Raw genomic sequence first — 17,991 nt, 5'->3', positions numbered from 1 at the left:
TTCCAATATGAAAAGCTATGCTGTGTCCTTGGTACCGCCGGCCTTCTTTACTGCGTTAAACGAAGTCCGTATGCTCTAATGCTCCCTGTTAGAAAAATTCAAGCCTAGTTAGATCGCTAAATTTTATAGTTTCTTAGCTTTGGACAAAATCGGGATACATCTCCACGTGTGTAATCACGCATCCAATTCCTTCACAACATTAGCCGTCTCTATTGCTGCTACAGCTGCGTCTGCTCCTTTGTTACCTGCTTTTGTTCCCGCTCGTTCAATAGCCTGCTCGATTGTCTCGGTAGTCAAAATACCGAAAATAACCGGCTTCCCTGTTTGCATCGCTGCATTGGAAATACCTTTGGCAGCCTCATTACAAACATAATCAAAATGTGGGGTCGCTCCACGGATGACCGCACCAAGCGTAATAACTGCATCATAGTCAGCCTTAGCCGCCATTTTACGAGCAATCACTGGAATTTCAAAAGCCCCCGGCACCCAAACAACATCCACGTTATCTTCCTTCACCCCGTGCTGTTTGAGTGTGCCTAGTGCACCTTCCAGCAATTTGCCTGTAATAAACTCATTAAACCGGGCTACAACAACACCGATTTTCAAATCCGTTCCTACAAGACTTCCTTCGACTATTTTTCCCATTTCAATCATCTCCTTTTTTAAGACTGTTGGCTTGAGCCTGTATGATGGTTGCGCGACTTTCGGCTTGGGCCGCGCAACTTTCCTCGTTTTCGCGCGACTTTTCCGGTTGTTCAGTTCTGTTGTGATTGCAGTAAATGTCCCATTTTGTGTACCTTTGTATAAATGTAATGTTCGTTTTCTTGTCGAACATCGGTCTCAAGCGGTATCCGTTTTTCTACCTGAATACCATACGACTGCAGTTCGTCAAGTTTCTGCGGATTGTTGGTCAACAGTTTCACTTGTGTTACACCCAAATCGGTTAAAATCTGTGCGCTTATCGCATAATCGCGCATATCGGGAGCAAATCCCAGCTGCTCATTTGCTTCCACTGTATCCATTCCGTCATCCTGCAAATGGTAGGCACGTAATTTATTCAAAAGCCCGATTCCACGACCTTCTTGACGCATATAAATCAGTACACCTGAGCCGGCCTCATCAATCTGTTTCAATGCTTCATTCAGTTGAGGGCCACAATCACAACGGTAAGAAGCGAATACATCGCCGGTCAGGCATTCTGAATGCACTCGGGTAAGGACGGGCTCTTTTGGATTGATTTTTCCTTTAACGAGCGCTATATGTTCCTTCCCATCCAAATCATTAGTATAGCCATACACACGAAATGTTCCAAACGCAGTCGGCAGTGTAGTCTCTACTTCCCGTGTGACATGCATCTCATACTGTTTGCGATACGTAATTAGGTCAGCGATCGTTATCAGTTTTAAATCAAATATTTCTGCCATTTCCTGCAAGTCCGGGACACGGGCCATTGTACCGTCATCTTTAATGATCTCACAGATAAACCCTGATGGGAATGCGCCGCATAATGCAGCCAAATCAGCAGATGCTTCCGTATGACCCGGGCGCTCTAACACTCCCCCACCCTTGGCAATGAGTGGAAAAACATGACCTGGCCGTTTAAAATCTGCCGCCACCGTATCGGGGTGAGTTAATGCGCGAATCGTCTTTGATCGATCCTCCGTACTGATGCCTGTCGCTGTTTCCCGATGATCAATGCTGACAGTAAATGCTGTCTCAAATGGATCGCTGCTATCATTTGACATGAGTGGGAGTTTTAATTTCTTTGCCAGATCCGGTTTGATGGATGTACAGACAAGTCCTTTTGCATGCGTGATCATAAAATTAATCACATCGGGCGTGGCCTTTTCCGACAGCGCAACCAGATCACCCTCATTTTCCCGGTTTTCATCATCAACGACAATGACTGGTCTTCCTTCTTTTAAATCATGAATTGCTTCCTCAATTGTATGAAACATGTTGTCCACTTCCTTCGTTTATTTTTAATTTTGTTTGTGCTGTTTGCCTACCAAATGATGAACATGTTTGGCCAGCACATCACATTCTACATTGACACAATCCCCTTCAACTTTGTTACCTAGTACGGTTTGTGAAACGGTATGTGGAATGAGCGACAGCGTCACTTCATTACCACTGATTCCGAACACCGTCAAGCTGACACCATCGACTGCCACCGAACCTTTCACGATAAAGTAGTCGGTAAGCTCCGGTGGAATGTCGACTGTATAATAGACCGCATTTTCCTGCTTTGTTTTTCCGACGATCGTTCCCGTCCCGTCCACATGACCAGTGACGAAATGACCGCCGAACCTGCCATTTGCCGGCATAGACCGTTCGAGATTCACTGAAGATCCTTCCTCCAGTGTGCGAAGTGAAGAGGCTTTGATCGTTTCCGGCATAACATCCACTGCAAAAGCATCATCGTCTGCATCGGTAACCGTCAGGCATATACCATTAACCGCAATGCTGTCTCCGATTTGTACATCATCCAGTACAACCGCCGCTTCGATGGTCAGCCGTACCGCCGTCTTAGAAACCTCCTCCAGTTGCCTGATTCTTCCTATTTCCTCAACAATCCCGGTAAACATGTGTATCTTCCTCCTGTGGTTCAGCAATCAATTTTATATCTTCATCAATCGTTTCCACTGACTTGATGACCATCGGCAAAACATCGTTCATAGCGTTAAATCCCTTACCTCCAATAACACCAGGCGCATCTTTCCCACCAATCAGTTTTGGTGCTATGTACTGAACAAGCTGATTGATGTGACCCCCCATAAGAAAAGATCCGTGGACTGCTGATCCGCCTTCAACAAACAATGACATGATGCCGTGGTGTCCCAAATAACGCAGGATGGTATCCGGATCAATTGCCGGAAGTGAAATTACGGTCACCCCAAGTTTTTCATAAGGGGGGATCGCTGCAGCTCCTACCTGATTTCCGGTAATGATCCAGGTCTCTGCTTTTTGATCGGTCACAACACTGGACGTAAGTGGTGTGCGTAGGGTTGAATCAAGTATGATACGGAGCGGATTTTTCGCGCCGTTTGGCAAGCGGGAAGTCAGGCTCGGATTATCCGCGAGCACCGTATTTACCCCGACTAAAATAGCATCATGCGTATGACGATATTGGTGCACATCCATACGTGCCGCCTCACCAGTAATCCACTTGCTGTCCCCGGTATGTGTCGCGGTTTTCCCATCAAGGCTGACTGCTGTCTTTAAGGTTACAAATGGCTTTCCGGTCTGTGTGTAATGAAAAAATGTACGATTGACCTTCGCAGCTTCTTTTTCCAGCACGCCAAGCTTCACATCAATGCCCGCCATACGCAGCTTGTCAATACCACGCCCGGCGACTTTTTCATTCGGGTCCATAACCGCAATGACTGCACGCCTGATTCCAGCTTCCACAAGCAAATCAGCACACGGCGGTGTTTTTCCGTGGTGACTGCACGGTTCGAGCGTGACATAAATATCTGCCCCTTTCGCCTTATCACCCGCCATCTGTAGCGCGTGTACTTCGGCGTGGGCCTCTCCTGCCTTCAAATGTGCTCCCATTCCAAGAATTTCACCGTTTTTGACGACAACTGCGCCAACCGGGGGATTAGGACTAGTTTGCCCCGTGGCAGACCTTGCCAGGTTTAAAGCAAATTCCATATAGTATTCATCATTCACACCGTACACCTCCACGATCAATTGAAAGCAGTCCTGTTTCTTATGTTTATATAAATTCAGTGCATAAAAAAACCCCTGAGATTTCCCTTCAGAGGTAGACGAGCAGAATTTTTTCAGGTATGTATCATATAACAAAACAGCCACACAAGTAACGATACCGTTTACCTGCATGCAGTCCAGTTGCATACCAGCTAAAAAATTCCTTCTCCCATCCAGACTATCACTGTCGGTCCCGGACTCACACCAGGTCCACCGCTTGGTTTTAATCATAACCGCACGGGTCACGGACTTTGAAGCTGTGCCTCATCACCGTCGGTAGGGACTTTCACCCTGCCCCGAAGGAATATCTTATATGTTCCATTATTTTATTTTGACTGATTATTATTAAATGTACCTCATTTGGACGGATTTAGTCAATAATTATATTTGGGAATTACTTAAAATAATACCTTCGCCGGTCTGATCTATTCAATTAAATACTAGGGGTTAGTCTGCTATAATACAGATAGATTTCTAGAAGAAAGGGGCAGCGACATGCAATTGGAAAAAGGATACATGAACGGAATTACTGATGTTGCCGGGGTTCAAGTCGGTCATGTAACGCTATACAAAAAAGTGAATAACGAGGATACGATATGTACCGGAGTTACTGCGATCCTTCCCCATGACGGTAATCTATTTCGGCAAAAGGTCCGAGCAGGCAGCGCAGTGATTAATGGCTACGGAAAAACAGCCGGCCTTGTACAAGTGGACGAGCTTGGTTTGCTGGAATCACCGATTATGCTTACGAATACATTCAGTGTTGGTGCGGTTTTGCAAGGGACACTCACCTATATGCTTGAACAAGACCTAGCGATTGGTGATACAGAAAGTTCCTTAAATATTGTCGTTGGCGAATGCAATGATAGCTATTTAAACACCATGCGGATGCAGGCGGTCAAACCAGAACATGCCATAGAGGCGATCCAATCCGCATCAGTTGGTCCGGTGGAAGAAGGTGCGGTTGGCGCGGGCAAAGGAATGGTCTGCTTTGGGTATAAGGGTGGGATTGGAACATCCTCACGTATCGTTGAAGGCTATACCGTCGGCTGTCTCGTACTTAGTAATTTCGGCAAACGGGAAGAAGCACTTTTCGCCGATTTCAGCCGGGTTCAGCTAGACACCCCGGATGGATCTATCATGATGATCATTGCTACAGATGCACCCCTTTACGACCGGCAGCTACAGCGGCTTGCTAAACGTTGTGCCGCGGGACTTGGCAGGACCGGCAGCCACATTGGTCATGGAAGCGGGGACGTTGCTATAGCCTTTTCTACAGCCAATACGTATCATCATCAATCTGATTCGCATTTAGAGAGCATGTCATTTCTTCGTGACGATTATCCCGTAATGAATGGACTTTTTCAAGCTGTCGTGGAGGCGACAGAAGAAGCGGTCATCAGCTCGCTCCGCAATGCGGAAACAACAGAAGGACGTAAAGAACGCGTTGTGGAAAAGGCACCGCTGGAAAAATAAATCTAGCGGTGCCGAACGTGATTCTGGTGATTTCGCTCCAAATTCTGGCGGTTTCGTTCCAAACTTTGGCGTTTCCGCCTCGAACTCTCGCGTTTTCAATGTATCTACCACTGTTTCACTTTAAATTCTAACTGTTCTTCCGCTTCCGGCGATTGTTCATCTTTAAACCGCTGGAAAAATGCATCTATTTTAGCAAATGCCCATTGCAGTGCCAGTCCCTGCATTGCAATACCAAGGACGGAGGTGGAGGTCAGTGCCCAGATGGAGATAGCCTGTTCAATCTCAAATACTTGGTGCCCAAAAAAGAGTAAATAACCAAACACAACCATTGCTGCTTCCAAAAAGCTTCCAACAGATGTCTCTACCGCCCGGATAATCACCATTTCCGTACATAGTAAAACGAGAACAAATAACAGGATAAGTGATTTGGACTGAATTGTAGTTTTTCAACAAAGGGAACGACATAGTACTTGGTAATCGTTTTAATCCTGAACAAATAGATGATGCGGACAATTCTAGCCATTTGAAAAAACTGATCAAATGGGATAATGGCAATGAAAAGAAATGGATTTTGCTTGATAAACGCCCATTTCGCTTGGGATGTTAGGAAACGTACATTAAAGTCGATAAAAAACACTACCCACACCACCCAGCTGATCGTTGCATTATAGGTGTCATCCGTCCATATAGTTACAATGGTTAGCATTACTAGGAAAATCATCATGGTTTCATAGATTGTTTTCATCGTTTTTTGCATGGATATCCCTCTTTTTCCTTTCATGGCCATTATATTAGAAAACCTCGGCATTCGTCTCGCGTTTATAGCGAGTGCCGAAGCTTTTCTTATAAGGTCTTCCAAAATTTATACCTTTTGACGTTACGAAAAAACGCCAGGGCACGTAACCCTGGCGTTATACTGAGTGTTTCAAAGCGACGGCCGTTAGTTAGCCAGCACGTCCTGATATTCCGGTGTTTGTTCCATCTTATCCACTACATACGGACACGTCGGTTTAATTTTCTTTCCTTCCTCTCTTGCAAAGGACACCATTTTTTCTGTGAGTTTACCGGCAATTCCCTGACCACGTAGTTCCTCGGATACATACGTATGATCCACATCCAGCTTATCGTCCCCAATCGGCTTAAAAGTAATCTCCGCCGTTGGATTTTGTTCATCATCCCCGATGTAGAATTTGCCGTTACCTTTTTTAATGTCCATCATAACCAGCCTCCTTACAATTTTGACAGTAATTTTTTGTTTACGAGAAGTTTTCCCGTCTCAAGCAAAAAATAATCTCCCCCGGCTTTTATCCGCCCCATGGCAATGTTACAACTATCGCCATAACAAAGATGATCATCAAATAGTTGACCGACACGAGAAACATTTTACGCGCCCATTTCATATCATCTTTGACAAACAGCCCGCTTATTGCCAGTGCTAAATAAGCGACATTAAGCACGGTTGCAATGACAACAAATGCTGTACCTAGCGAAAATAGGTAAAAAGGCAGCGGCAGAAGGCAGGCAATATAAATGGCCATTTGCCTTTTCGTGATTTCCATGCCGTGAACGACTGGTAGCATTTTTACATCCGCCGCCTTGTATTCATCATATTTACGAATGGCGATGGCAAACGTATGCGGCATCTGCCAAATGAAAATAATAAGTGCCAAAATGATGGGTACAATGTGCGACACTGGCGCAAGTGCGGCCCAGCCAATTAACGGTGTCACCGCACCAGAAATACTGCCGATTACCGTGTTCAATGTATACCGGCGTTTGGACCACATAGTGTATGGCACTACATACACAAACCAACCAACAAACGTATACTGCACAGCCGCGGCCGTCGTAAACATCATTAGAATAAAGCCTACTGCACTCGCTGTGATTCCAATCCACAATACCGCCCTTAGTGGTATCGTTCCAGTTACGGTTGGACGGGATTTCGTTCTACTCATTACCGTATCGATATCAACATCGTACCAGTTGTTGATCACAAGCGCCCCAGCCATCACTAGCGTACTGCCAATAATCGTCAGTAAAAATGTCCCAGCGTTCGCTGCAAACGAAGCACCAGTAAAATAAACTGCTAGCCAGAAGCCAGCAAAAATCGGAACCGCATTGGCAATCAAAACAGGAAATTTAAATAGGGACTTCAAATCAGCAGCGAGTGTTTTCCCGCTTTGCTTATTCGAAACAAAATCGGTTTGATTTATATTTGATGAGGTAATAATTTGTCTGCTCATTTGATCATCCTTTAAACGTTATACTAAAACACTTTCCTATTTATTATACAATGTTAACACAGTTTACGTAAGCAGAAAGAATTGCTAATAGTTGTTTTCTGCTCCTATGCATTCCAAATGCTACTTTCTGACGTTATAAACAATACTGGACAACCTTTTCGGCGAGCAAATGTCGTTGAAGATCTTCCGCATACGCTTCGGGATCCATATTATTTATCCGCTCATCAGCATCATGAGTGCCCTTTTTCGGGAATCTCTACGGCAGTCGGGCGCTCATCCGCATCATGAGTGCCCTTTTCTGGGAATCTTTACGGCATTTGGGCACTCATCAGCTTTATTCAAGACTTTTTATGTAACACAAAAATAGCATACCTATTTAGTATGCTATTTAACTTGTTTATTCAGTTTTCTCCATTCAACTGCCTTATCGCTCACACGTCTCTTTAGAACAAGATTCTTTTAGGTCACAAGCGCCACATTTACCTTTTGAACCCTTTTTAATGTGTCGAAATAGCGTATATCCACCATAGCCAAAAACCAATGCGATAATCAAAATATTTATCAAAGGAATAACCCCCCGGGATTTTTCAATTTAAAAAAATGCTAAACCAATCCGGTAAATCAACCATGTTATGATATATGCTGCGACAAGTGGGTAAACAATCGCAAAAATTGTCCACTTAACTGATTTCGTTTCCCGTAAAATTGCCGCAACTGTTGCTAAGCATGGTACGTAAAGCAATACAAAAACCATAAATGAATATGCTGAAACAGGGGTAAAAAAGTGACTAAGCATCGTACCTAATTCACCTTCTGTCACCGCATAAATGATAGACATCGCTGACACTACCACTTCTTTTGCCAAAAAACCTGTGATTAACGATGACGCTGCTTGCCACGTCCCAAATCCTAGTGGCGACAAAATGGGCGCAATAACACCACCAATCATTGCCATAAAGCTAGTATCCATATCAACGTCCAAACCACCTGGACCAGCGTATGTCATTAACCAAATAAATACAGAACCGGCGAATATAATTGTTCCTGCTTTTCGGATAAATCCTTTCCCTTTTTCCCATGTACTGCGCCACAGCGTTTTTGCGTGTGGCAAATGATACACTGGCAGATCAACAAAAAACATCGACTTTTCGTGACGCATCACAGTCATTGAAATGATCTTCACCGTTATCAGAGCAAGTAAAATTCCTAAAAAATATAATGAAAATACAATAAGACCTTGATACTTTACAAAAAATGCTCCAATAAACAGCGCATAAACAGGTAAACGAGCTGAGCATGACATAAAAGGTGCCACAAGTATAGTTAACAAACGCTCTTTCCGTTGTTCGATAGTACGTGCTGCCATAATACCTGGTACATTACATCCAAAACTGATAATCATTGGAATGAAGGACTTACCATTTAATCCAAAGTACTCCATTATCCGGTCCATAATAACGGCAATTCGTGTCATATAGCCGGAATCCTCTAGTAATGATATACAGAAAAACAGCGCGAAAATCTGTGGTACAAAGACAAGTACACCACCAACACCTGCAACAATTCCATCGATAATCAAATCATGAACAAAAGACGACGCCCCTAGAAATAATAATCCTTGACTAATCCAATCACTCAATGTACCACTAAAAAATTCATCCAGTAGATCAGACATGGGATCTCCAATCCAGGTGAATGTAATCTGAAAAACAAAAAACATGACTACCATAAAAATCGGAATGCCCCAAATAGGGTGCATGACTATATGATCGATTCGTTGTTGCCATAATAATGAACTTTGGTCGGATTGCCTTTTGACATCTTTCAAAATCTGGTTGATGAATGTCTCTCTCGTTTCATAGAATACTTGTTGAATCGGTTGTTGTAGTAGCTCTTCTAATTGTTGTTTTATCGCTACTAACTGGGAATAATTCTGTTCTTTTTGCAAAAGTAAGTCTACTGTATTATTTTCGGCAAAGAACTGTAAACCTAACCACCTTGTTGATATATCTGAAGTATTGGTTATCAAAGATGCAAATTGATCTAGTGCATTTTCAACCTCTTCGGGATAACGTATTTGAAAATGATTAGACGGATTCTCATTGGTTAGCCCTTCTAATAGCTCTTCACAGCCAGTTCCTTTTCGCGCAATAACGGTTTGAAGATTCACATCTAGCTTCGATGCCAAACGCTCGGCATTAATATCCATGCCTTTCTTTTCTGCAACGTCCATCATATTTAGCGCAATAAATACCGGCTTTCCCATTTCAAGTAGCTGGATTGTTAAGTGCAAGCTTCTTTCAAGCTGACTTGCATCCATAATGTTTAACAACTGATCAAAATCTTCATGAAGCAATACATTGGATACAATACTTTCATCCTCAGATACAGGTTTTAGATCATATACACCGGGCAAATCAATGAGTGAACCTGACTGATTGGTAAATTGGCCAACTTTTTTATCAACCGTAACACCCGTCCAATTTCCCACATATGCATATGAACTTGTTAATGTATTAAATAGTGATGTTTTCCCTGTATTAGGATTTCCAAGCAATAGTGTCGTCATGAAACCTGTACCTCTATTTTTTGTGCCTCAGCTTTACGAATACAAATACGTTGGCCACGACACTCCAAAATACACGGACCATTTAAAAAAGACGCCTGTCTCACACAAAGTTTACATCCGGGCATTACTCCAATCGAATTTAGTCGCATTCTTAACGACTGTTCAACAGCATCTAAATTCTTGACTGTGCTACCCTGTCCATTTTCAAGTTGCATAAGATTCATATTGATGCCCCCCAAAAAAATAACAATGATAATCATTCTCTATCACTTTTATTTTATTTTACTTATAAGTCCGGGGTCAATGTTTCTATTAAAACTTTCTTTCAAGATGTGACTAAAGTAAGGATAATTAAAATAAGTGTAAACTGGATTATTCTTAATGGACTCATTCTCATTTCATTTTTGAATTAGTATAAGATAATAGTAAGTATTTTGCATATGATTTTATCAGGGAGACATTTTGGGTAGGACACTTCCTATTCCCGTAAAAACTAACATACGAAGATGAAAAATCCCCCGGAACCATTTGTCCGAGGGAACATATCTACACTTCAATATTCAATTAAAATCCATTAAACCTTTTGATTCCAAGTTATTTTTGTTTGTCTGTTTAGAACATTTTAAAAACCGTGTTTAAATGATTACACGAACGGGTATTGAGAAAATTAAGGGAGCATTTGCAGCATACATCCTTGGAGGTATTTTAATATGCAAGATAACGTTATTTTCTTTTCAACTAAGAACAAACATTACAAGCCCTCAGCTGATGAATCAATTAGCGAAGAGGTTCATCAATTAATTTCCCGATTTCAGGATCCGGATTTGCCCATGAAAGTAAGGGAGGAAATTTTTAATAAGATCATCTATTTCACAGGTGAATTGGTAGGCCATAAATCAGATTAAGTATCAGATGACGATGTTGCTTACCATCCTATATAAATGGAATAATCCCGGGTTCTTGTTGTAAAGACCCGAGATTTATGGACAAAGGCGCAAGCGCCCGGTGGGAGCCGATGTTGACTTTTACCACAAGGGTATAAGTGCGACTATGCCTCCGGTTTCACCGATCGGCAAGTCTTCTTTATCGTACGGAGGTGAAGGAAGTCTCGCTACAGCTTTAGCGCTGGCCGGCTAAGTTCGGCACCGTCCTGGCGGGCGCCGGCACTAGTACGTCCTGTACGTCGAAGCCGGACGTGGCCTAACCTTGCAAGTAAAAGATATATCGTTAAACTTTATAGTTTCTTATCTTTTAAAACTACCCCTGGAGCTTTTTCTAAAGCCAACGTTTAAATCCATAACACCCATCAAAAACTAAACTGTAAAAAGGACGCTTTAGTAAGCTTGCACCACTTGCCACGTCAGGTTGGTGCCCAAAGGTCCTAACCAAAAAGCCATTATCTCTTGATAGTACAATGACAGCGACAGCAGGAGGTAATGGCTTTTCATTCCATTCATTCCTTTTCCGAGACGAGACATCAGTTGCAAGCGCGGCTAACTATAACTTCGACAAAACTCTTGGTTTAACTGCCATACGCTCAGATATACCACAGTCTGTACCAAAAATTTTAGAAGGTGTTCCAGTCTGTACTATTTTGCCGTTTCTAAAATAACAATTTGGTCAGCTAGCGCTTGTGCATCATCTTGATCGTGGGTAACAAAGATAGATGTCACACCTGTTGTTTTCAATATCCTACGTAGTTCTTCTCTAATTTTAAATTGTAAATCAGCATCAAGGTTACTAAAAGGCTCGTCAAAAAGCAGTAATTTAGGTTTTGGTGCAAGAGCACGCGCTAAAGCTACACGCTGTTGCTGCCCACCACTTAACTCATAAGGATAACGTTTCTCAAATCCTTTTAAATTAACTAATTCAATGACTTCGTTTAAGCGTTTCTTTTTCTCTCCGCGCGACCATTTTTGCAAACCAAATTTAATATTTTCTTCCACTTTCATATGAGGGAATAAAGCGTAATCCTGAAAAACCATCCCTACCCCCCGTTTTTCAGGTTGCACGAATTTCGATTGACTGCACATACAATGATCGCCCACCATTATATTTCCCTTGGTTGGCATTTCCAGTCCAGCAATTAAACGCAGCAGCGTACTTTTTCCACTGCCCGATTCTCCTAAAATCGTTGTAATTTCACCTTTTTGAACGGTTAAGTTGAACGACTCAAGCGACTGATGATTTGCATTCGGGTATTTGAAGTGCAGATCTCGTATATGAACAAACATAGGATTACTCCCTTTCTAAAACATAATGGAAAAAATATATCGATAAAGCACTAATGCATATAATTAAAATGGACGGGATAGCAGCTTGCTGAATCATTTCATTCGTTGCATAATTAAAAGCATTCGTCGCAAGTGTTTCAAAATTAAATGGTCTCAAAATCAATGTTAACGGTAATTCCTTTAATATATCAATAAAAGCAAGGATAAATCCGCCGAAGATAGCCCCCCGGATAAGCTTGACATCTACTTTAAAGAAGGACTTTGTAACATTATTGCCAAGCATTCGTGATGCCTCCGTAAAATGTATGCCAATGCGTTCAAATCCGGATTCAATTGAATTATAGGCGACAGCCAAATAACGAACGATATAAGCAAAAATGAGCATGACAATACTTGTACTCAGTATATATGAAGATGCCCACCCCCATTGATAGATAACTTCATCAATACTAATAAAGAGCGATACAATACCTACAGCGATAACTGCACCAGGTATAGAATAGCCTAAAATCGTCACCTTGGGAAAAACTTTTGCTATCAAACCGCGATTGAGTCTCGAGATATTGCCAATGACAACGGCCATAATGGTAATCATGGCTGCCGCAGCGAAGGCGACAAAAACAGTGTTTCCAATAACTCGTAAAAACTCCGTGGAAAAACCTTGATTGTAAGTTAAAAATGCCCAATAAACCAATTGAGTAAAAGGAATGATAAAAGCAATTGTAAAAACAAACATGCAATAACTAAACGCCAGCCATTTACTACTGCCTTTTAACTTGACCGGTTGCAGTAACGTAACTTTGGTCGTCGTAAAGCTGAAACGTTTACGGCCACGTAGTATTCGTTCTAAAATAATTAAACCTAAAATGAGTAACATTAGTGTGCCCGATAATTTGATAGCTGATCCGAGATCTCCTAATCCGAACCACGTCTGGAAAATTGCTGTTGTAAAGGTTTTAATCCCGTAGTACTTCACGACACCATAATCATTGAGTACTTCGAGTATGACCAGACTGACACCTGCTACGATGGAAGCTCTCGCAATAGGCAAGACGATTTTAAAATAAATTCGCCACGAACTGGTTCCAAGTATACGAGCATTTTCAACTAATGATGTTGATTGTCTAGCAAGAAAAGCTTTCGTAATTGTGAAGACGTAGGGAAATAGAAAAATCAAAAATATAAAAATAGCCCCGGGCATGTTCATAATATTAAAATATTGCTGATTCACGGTAACATCCCATTGATTTCTTAAAGTCGTTTGAATCACGCCCGTATAATTAAGTATACCATGATATGTATAAGCACCGATATAAGGAGGGATGGCTAAAGGCAAAATCAGCCCCCATTGAAAAAACCCGCGTAACGGAAAGTCGTATGCGGAAATGAGCCATGCCAAGCTTGATCCAATAATCGCTGAAAAAAATCCAACAAATAAAATGAGTATGACCGAATTAACGATATATGTGTCAAGCATGTATTCCTTGATATGATCCCAATTCTCATTTGTTTCAGCAGAAAATTGCAGGATGATGGATAGACTTGGCAGTAATATAAGAACGACAAATAAGATGCTTAGTACCGTCCAAGTGTTAAGATTGCTTCTCATGTCTCTAAACCATTTCAACACGTTCACGCCCTTCAAACGATCACACCATCCATCTTACAACGATTTCGTATGCTATGTAAGGATAATTTATCAATTGTCCAAAAATGGACAAATCAGGTTGTTTATATAAAACAACCTGATGAGTGTCTTACTTTTACTTCCAATTAACTTCATTAAATATTTTCACTGCTTCTGGATTGTTTTCGCCTAAGATAGACAAGTTAATATCCTGTTCTTTAAAATCTCCCCACTTTTTTAAAGTCTGAGCCGGCTCAACGTTAGGGTTAACAGGGTACTCATAGTTAGCACTTGCAAACTGTTTCTGCACGTCTTCAGATGAAAGAAATTCAACCAGTTTAACGGCATTTTCTTTGTTTTCAGCGTGTTTTGTAACACCAATGCCACTTACGTTCACATGGGTCCCGGTCGTATCCTGGTTAGGGAAAAAGACACCTAATTGCTTAGCCACTTTTACTTCTTCCTTATCGTCTGAATTTAGCATCCCACCGAGGTAGTATGTGTTCATGACCGCAATATCACCTACGCCGGCAGCAACACCTTTAGCCTGATCACGGTCGCCGCCTTGTGGTTCCCGGGCCATATTGTCGACAACACCTTCTGCCCAGGCTTTTGCTTCATCACGGCCGTCTAATTCGATAAACGAAGCTAAGAGCGACTGATTGTAAATATTCTCGGATGAACGAATGAGTATACGGTCCTCCCACTTCGAATCAGCTAAATTTTCATATGTGGAGAGCTCGCTGGGATCAACACGATCTTTATGATAAACGATAACACGGGCACGTTTTGTCAATCCAAACCATTGCTTGTCAGCATCGGTTAATTTTTCAGGAATGTTTTCGTTCAAAACGTCACTGTCCACACTTTGCAGCAGCTCTTGTTCTTTAGCACGATGCAGGCGCCCCGCATCAGCTGTATAGAATAAATCAGCCGTTTGCTCTCCTTCGCGTTTCATACGTTCGATTAACTCATCCGCACTGCCTTCAATAACATTAACCTTCACACCTGTTTCTTCTTCAAACTGCTTGTAAAGTTCGCCATCAATATCATAATGACGGCTCGTATAAAGGTTAACTTCATCCTCACCGGATGCCTCATCCTCACTAGGTGATTTATCTTCATTGGATGAATCATTCCCGCAAGCAGCTAAGACAAGCATGGATAAAACCAGAAAACTATAGAATAAGATTTTTTTGTACATGCTATGTAACTCCTTCCTTTTATTTGATAATGATTATCAATTTCACATTACATTATTAAGCATATTAGCTTCTAAGTCAAGGGAATTATTAATCTTTTTGGTAACACATACGAAGCATGACACGAGGTGAATGCTTCGTAAACACAAGTTCTTTTTCGGATCACCGTACATCAATCCCTTTTTCAACGGCTATGTTCTCTTTTCCAGCCAGCTCACACATTCAACATGCATCGTCTGTGGAAACATGTCCACTGGTTGCACTTCTTTGACTTCATAACCGCTGTCTTCAAGTATTCGTAAGTCCCGGGCGAGCTTGGATGGGTTACAGGACACATAGACAATCCGCTCCGGTTGCATATCGGTCATCGCCTTCAGCAATTCTTCGTCACACCCTTTTCTTGGCGGATCAACAACGATGACATCCGGACGCATGCCTTGGGCAGTCCACCATGGCATGACTTTTTCTGCCTCTCCGACATAAAATGCCGCATTGGTAATGCCATTAAGAGTGGCATTTTTCTTGGCGTCCTCGACTGCTTCGGGGACGACCTCCACACCGTAAACTTGCTTGGTCTGCTGTGCGAGAAACAGAGAAATCGTACCTATCCCGCAATAGGCATCGACAACCGTATCCGTACTGCTTATTTGTGCGTATTCCATCGCCTTTTCATACAGCACTTTCGTCTGCTTCGGATTGACCTGATAAAACGACTGCGGGGAAATGGCGAATGTGACGTCGCCGATTTTGTCATAAATATATGCGTCGCCCCAGACGATTTCCGTTTTTTTGCCGAGGATAACGTTCGTCTGCTTGTCATTAATATTGTGGACAATAGATTTAATATGCGGGTATGTTCCTGTCAATTCTTTTACGAGTTCATCCCGGTGTGGCAGTTTTTGCGTACGTGTCACCAGGATAATCATCGCGTCGTTCGTTTCCTCTCCCGTCCGAACCATGATATGGCGCAGAACGCCCTGGTCGGTTTCCTCATCGTAAGCAGTGATACCAAGCCTATCCGCGATTCGGCGCACTGCCTCCACCATACGATCATTTTCCTCATCCTGTATGATGCATGTTTCCATACCTTCAATAATTCGGTGGCTACGCTTTTGGTAAAAACCAGTAATAAGCTCACCGTCTGCTTTAGCCCCGACAGGCATCTGCACTTTATTGCGGTAACGCCACGGGTCTTTCATGCCTATCGTCGGGTGGACCTGAACGTGTTCAAGGTGGGCAATCTTTTTCAACGTATTTCTAACCTGGTCCTGTTTCATCGTTAGCTGGGCGTCATAACTCATATGCTGGAGCTGGCATCCACCACATTTATAAAACACGTCACAAGGCGGCTCGACTCGCTCCGGACTGGACGTATGCAAATCAAGCAGTTTCCCGAATCCAAAGTTTTTCTTCACCTTGACGACCTTTACGTCTCCCACTTCCCCAGGTAAAGCATAGGGGACAAACAGCGGGTAACCGTTGATCTTCCCGACGCCATTACCTTCGTGTGTTAAATCTTCAAATGTCAGCGTGACGGTTTGGTTCTTTTTGACTGGTGCTGATTGTTTGGCCATTGTGCAATCTTCCTTTTCGCGCGTGTATGTACTTCCCATCTTAGCATATCCGGTGAGTGCTTTTATATCAAACATCCCTAATGCAAGTAACGAAAAAACGATACGATAAAAAAACCAATGAACATTAATGTCATTTCATTGGTTTTACTCTATTAGCTTTCCCCATGATGTTTTTCCAAAAAATTCTCCGGCGTGAATACTTCAATATGCTGCTGCAAGTTCAGGAATTCTCCTGGTAGCATCCCGCCAAACTCACCATCGATGTTCAATTGCATTTTGTCGTCTGTTTCTACACTTATATGTTTGGCCTGTGTGTAAATGATCCGCTTATCATCAAGGTGAGCTCCTCTTTGTGCAAGGGTAGCGATGCGGACAAATTCAGCCAAGTTCATCTTTTTAAGAATCAGTAAATCAAATAAACCATCATCCAGCTTTGCATTAGGTGCCAGCTTTTCAAACCCGGCAACCGAGTTTGTATTAGATACTAGAAACAGCATAATATCTTCTTCAATAGCCGTTCCATCGTATTCAATCCTGGCATGCGTCGGCTTCAGCGACGGGAGCATTTCAATCCCCTTCATATAATAAGCAAGTTGACCAAGCATCGTTTTCAGCTTGCTTGGAACTTCATACGTCAATTCCGTCAGTTTGCCGCCGCCAGCGATATTCATGAAATGATGACCGTTGACACGACCGATGTCAATAAGCATGGACTGCCCGGCTAAAATAACGTCAACAGCTCTTTCAATGTTACGGGGAATCCACAGTGCCCGGGCGAAATCGTTCGTCGTACCGGTCGGGATAATGCCGAGTTTTGGACGATATGCCTGTTCAGCGAGTCCGTTAATGACTTCATTGATTGTTCCATCACCACCGACAGCAACTACCAAGTCGAAATGACGCTCAGCAGCTACTCTCGCCGCTCTGGTAGCATCCCCTTCACACGTTGTTGCGTGAGCAGATGTTTCATACCCAGCGATTTCAAACCGCTCCAAAACAGTCGGTAATTCCCGTTTGAATGCTTCTCTACCGGATGTTGGATTGTAAATGATACGGGCTCTTTTCATAATGCCCCTCCCCACTGCTTCATCGTTACGATTTTTCAACCAATATCCATCATAGCTCTTTTTGTCTGTTTTGAAAAGTTTTTCGGAAAAAGTCGACCGCTGCCGTTATTTGGCAGCGGTCCTAATCGAACCCTTATTGATTGAGACGGAATAAGCATGCCTGAAACAAAAGGGTTAAACGCTTTTTCATTTGAATCTGGCGTTTTCAACTTTAGTTCTGGCGATTTCACACTCGAATCTGGCGTTTCTGGTTCCAATTCTGGCGTTTCCACACTAGAATCT

19 protein-coding genes and 1 riboswitch are annotated in these 17,991 nt (G+C 42.6%); of the genes, 2 read left to right on the top strand and 17 right to left on the bottom strand.

What is annotated here, in order from left to right; genetic code table 11:
* Positions 1–174: 174 nt before the first annotated feature.
* The 4 genes from ribH to ribD all read right to left on the bottom strand — a co-directional run bounded on the left by ribH (position 175) and on the right by ribD (position 3,675).
* Positions 175–645, bottom strand: coding sequence for a 6,7-dimethyl-8-ribityllumazine synthase (gene ribH, locus FFL34_RS12395; protein ID WP_138603707.1), 471 nt, complete (start codon positions 643–645; stop codon positions 175–177).
* A gap of 110 nt (positions 646–755) precedes the next feature.
* Positions 756–1,958: a bifunctional 3,4-dihydroxy-2-butanone-4-phosphate synthase/GTP cyclohydrolase II gene (locus FFL34_RS12390; protein WP_138603706.1), complete on the bottom strand. Its 1,203-nt coding sequence runs from the start codon at positions 1,956–1,958 to the stop codon at positions 756–758.
* Between the two features lie 24 nt (positions 1,959–1,982).
* Positions 1,983–2,588 carry a riboflavin synthase gene (locus tag FFL34_RS12385; RefSeq protein ID WP_138603705.1) on the bottom strand — a complete coding sequence of 202 codons (606 nt, stop codon included), beginning with the start codon at positions 2,586–2,588 and terminating at the stop codon, positions 1,983–1,985.
* The gene (gene ribD / locus FFL34_RS12380) at positions 2,569–3,675 is read right to left on the bottom strand and encodes a bifunctional diaminohydroxyphosphoribosylaminopyrimidine deaminase/5-amino-6-(5-phosphoribosylamino)uracil reductase RibD (protein ID WP_171046358.1); all 1,107 of its coding nucleotides are present in this window, start codon (positions 3,673–3,675) and stop codon (positions 2,569–2,571) included. The genes FFL34_RS12385 and ribD overlap by 20 nt, the downstream gene beginning before the upstream one ends.
* Before the next feature lie 196 nt (positions 3,676–3,871).
* A riboswitch (FMN riboswitch) is annotated at positions 3,872–4,022 on the bottom strand.
* Positions 4,023–4,209: 187 nt separating this feature from the next.
* On the opposite strand from ribD, the gene FFL34_RS12375 reads away from it, so the two are divergent.
* The gene (locus FFL34_RS12375; protein WP_138603704.1) at positions 4,210–5,190 is read left to right on the top strand and encodes a DmpA family aminopeptidase; all 981 of its coding nucleotides are present in this window, start codon (positions 4,210–4,212) and stop codon (positions 5,188–5,190) included.
* A gap of 104 nt (positions 5,191–5,294) precedes the next feature.
* Here FFL34_RS12375 and FFL34_RS18665 read toward each other — a convergent pair whose 3' ends face one another.
* The 7 genes from FFL34_RS18665 to FFL34_RS12345 all read right to left on the bottom strand — a co-directional run bounded on the left by FFL34_RS18665 (position 5,295) and on the right by FFL34_RS12345 (position 10,220).
* Positions 5,295–5,573 (bottom strand): hypothetical protein, encoded by a 279-nt coding sequence (locus tag FFL34_RS18665; RefSeq protein ID WP_234031494.1) that lies wholly within the window; start codon positions 5,571–5,573, stop codon positions 5,295–5,297.
* Entirely contained in the window at positions 5,567–5,947 is a 381-nt protein-coding gene (locus FFL34_RS18660) for a hypothetical protein (RefSeq protein WP_234031493.1), read from the bottom strand. The genes FFL34_RS18665 and FFL34_RS18660 overlap by 7 nt, the downstream gene beginning before the upstream one ends.
* A 183-nt stretch (positions 5,948–6,130) precedes the next feature.
* Positions 6,131–6,409: a GNAT family N-acetyltransferase gene (locus tag FFL34_RS12365; protein ID WP_138603703.1), complete on the bottom strand. Its 279-nt coding sequence runs from the start codon at positions 6,407–6,409 to the stop codon at positions 6,131–6,133.
* Positions 6,410–6,494: 85 nt separating this feature from the next.
* Positions 6,495–7,436 carry a heme o synthase gene (gene cyoE, locus FFL34_RS12360; RefSeq protein WP_138603702.1) on the bottom strand — a complete coding sequence of 314 codons (942 nt, stop codon included), beginning with the start codon at positions 7,434–7,436 and terminating at the stop codon, positions 6,495–6,497.
* 424 nt (positions 7,437–7,860) lie between these two features.
* Positions 7,861–7,989, bottom strand: a complete 129-nt coding sequence (locus FFL34_RS12355; RefSeq protein WP_411712872.1) for a FeoB-associated Cys-rich membrane protein — start codon at positions 7,987–7,989, stop codon at positions 7,861–7,863.
* A 39-nt stretch (positions 7,990–8,028) separates the two neighbouring features.
* Positions 8,029–10,005, bottom strand: coding sequence for a ferrous iron transport protein B (gene feoB / locus FFL34_RS12350; RefSeq protein ID WP_138603700.1), 1,977 nt, complete (start codon positions 10,003–10,005; stop codon positions 8,029–8,031).
* The gene (locus FFL34_RS12345; RefSeq protein ID WP_234031566.1) at positions 10,002–10,220 is read right to left on the bottom strand and encodes a FeoA family protein; all 219 of its coding nucleotides are present in this window, start codon (positions 10,218–10,220) and stop codon (positions 10,002–10,004) included. The genes feoB and FFL34_RS12345 overlap by 4 nt, the downstream gene beginning before the upstream one ends.
* A 495-nt stretch (positions 10,221–10,715) precedes the next feature.
* Here FFL34_RS12345 and FFL34_RS12340 point away from each other — a divergent pair, with 495 nt between their 5' ends.
* Positions 10,716–10,910, top strand: coding sequence for a hypothetical protein (locus tag FFL34_RS12340; RefSeq protein WP_138603698.1), 195 nt, complete (start codon positions 10,716–10,718; stop codon positions 10,908–10,910).
* A 684-nt stretch (positions 10,911–11,594) separates the two neighbouring features.
* On the opposite strand, the gene FFL34_RS12335 is transcribed toward FFL34_RS12340, so the two are convergent.
* From FFL34_RS12335 to FFL34_RS12310, 6 genes are all read right to left on the bottom strand, one after another.
* Positions 11,595–12,239 carry an ABC transporter ATP-binding protein gene (locus FFL34_RS12335; RefSeq protein WP_138603697.1) on the bottom strand — a complete coding sequence of 215 codons (645 nt, stop codon included), beginning with the start codon at positions 12,237–12,239 and terminating at the stop codon, positions 11,595–11,597.
* A 4-nt stretch (positions 12,240–12,243) separates the two neighbouring features.
* The gene (locus FFL34_RS12330; protein WP_171046440.1) at positions 12,244–13,848 is read right to left on the bottom strand and encodes an ABC transporter permease; all 1,605 of its coding nucleotides are present in this window, start codon (positions 13,846–13,848) and stop codon (positions 12,244–12,246) included.
* Between the two features lie 154 nt (positions 13,849–14,002).
* A complete protein-coding gene (locus FFL34_RS12325; RefSeq protein ID WP_138603695.1) occupies positions 14,003–15,070 on the bottom strand; it encodes a Fe(3+) ABC transporter substrate-binding protein in 1,068 nt (355 codons plus the stop codon).
* Between the two features lie 189 nt (positions 15,071–15,259).
* A complete protein-coding gene (gene rlmD, locus FFL34_RS12320) occupies positions 15,260–16,642 on the bottom strand; it encodes a 23S rRNA (uracil(1939)-C(5))-methyltransferase RlmD (protein ID WP_138603694.1) in 1,383 nt (460 codons plus the stop codon).
* Positions 16,643–16,794: 152 nt separating this feature from the next.
* Positions 16,795–17,709: a diacylglycerol kinase gene (locus FFL34_RS12315; protein ID WP_138603693.1), complete on the bottom strand. Its 915-nt coding sequence runs from the start codon at positions 17,707–17,709 to the stop codon at positions 16,795–16,797.
* 35 nt (positions 17,710–17,744) lie between these two features.
* Positions 17,745–17,966, bottom strand: a complete 222-nt coding sequence (locus tag FFL34_RS12310) for a hypothetical protein (protein ID WP_138603692.1) — start codon at positions 17,964–17,966, stop codon at positions 17,745–17,747.
* Between the last annotated feature and the right edge of the window lie 25 nt (positions 17,967–17,991).

Origin of the sequence: Lentibacillus cibarius (genome assembly GCF_005887555.1) — a bacterium.
Lineage (GTDB): Bacteria > Bacillota > Bacilli > Bacillales > Amphibacillaceae > Lentibacillus > Lentibacillus cibarius.
This window is presented reverse-complemented; position numbering and strand designations above follow the sequence as displayed.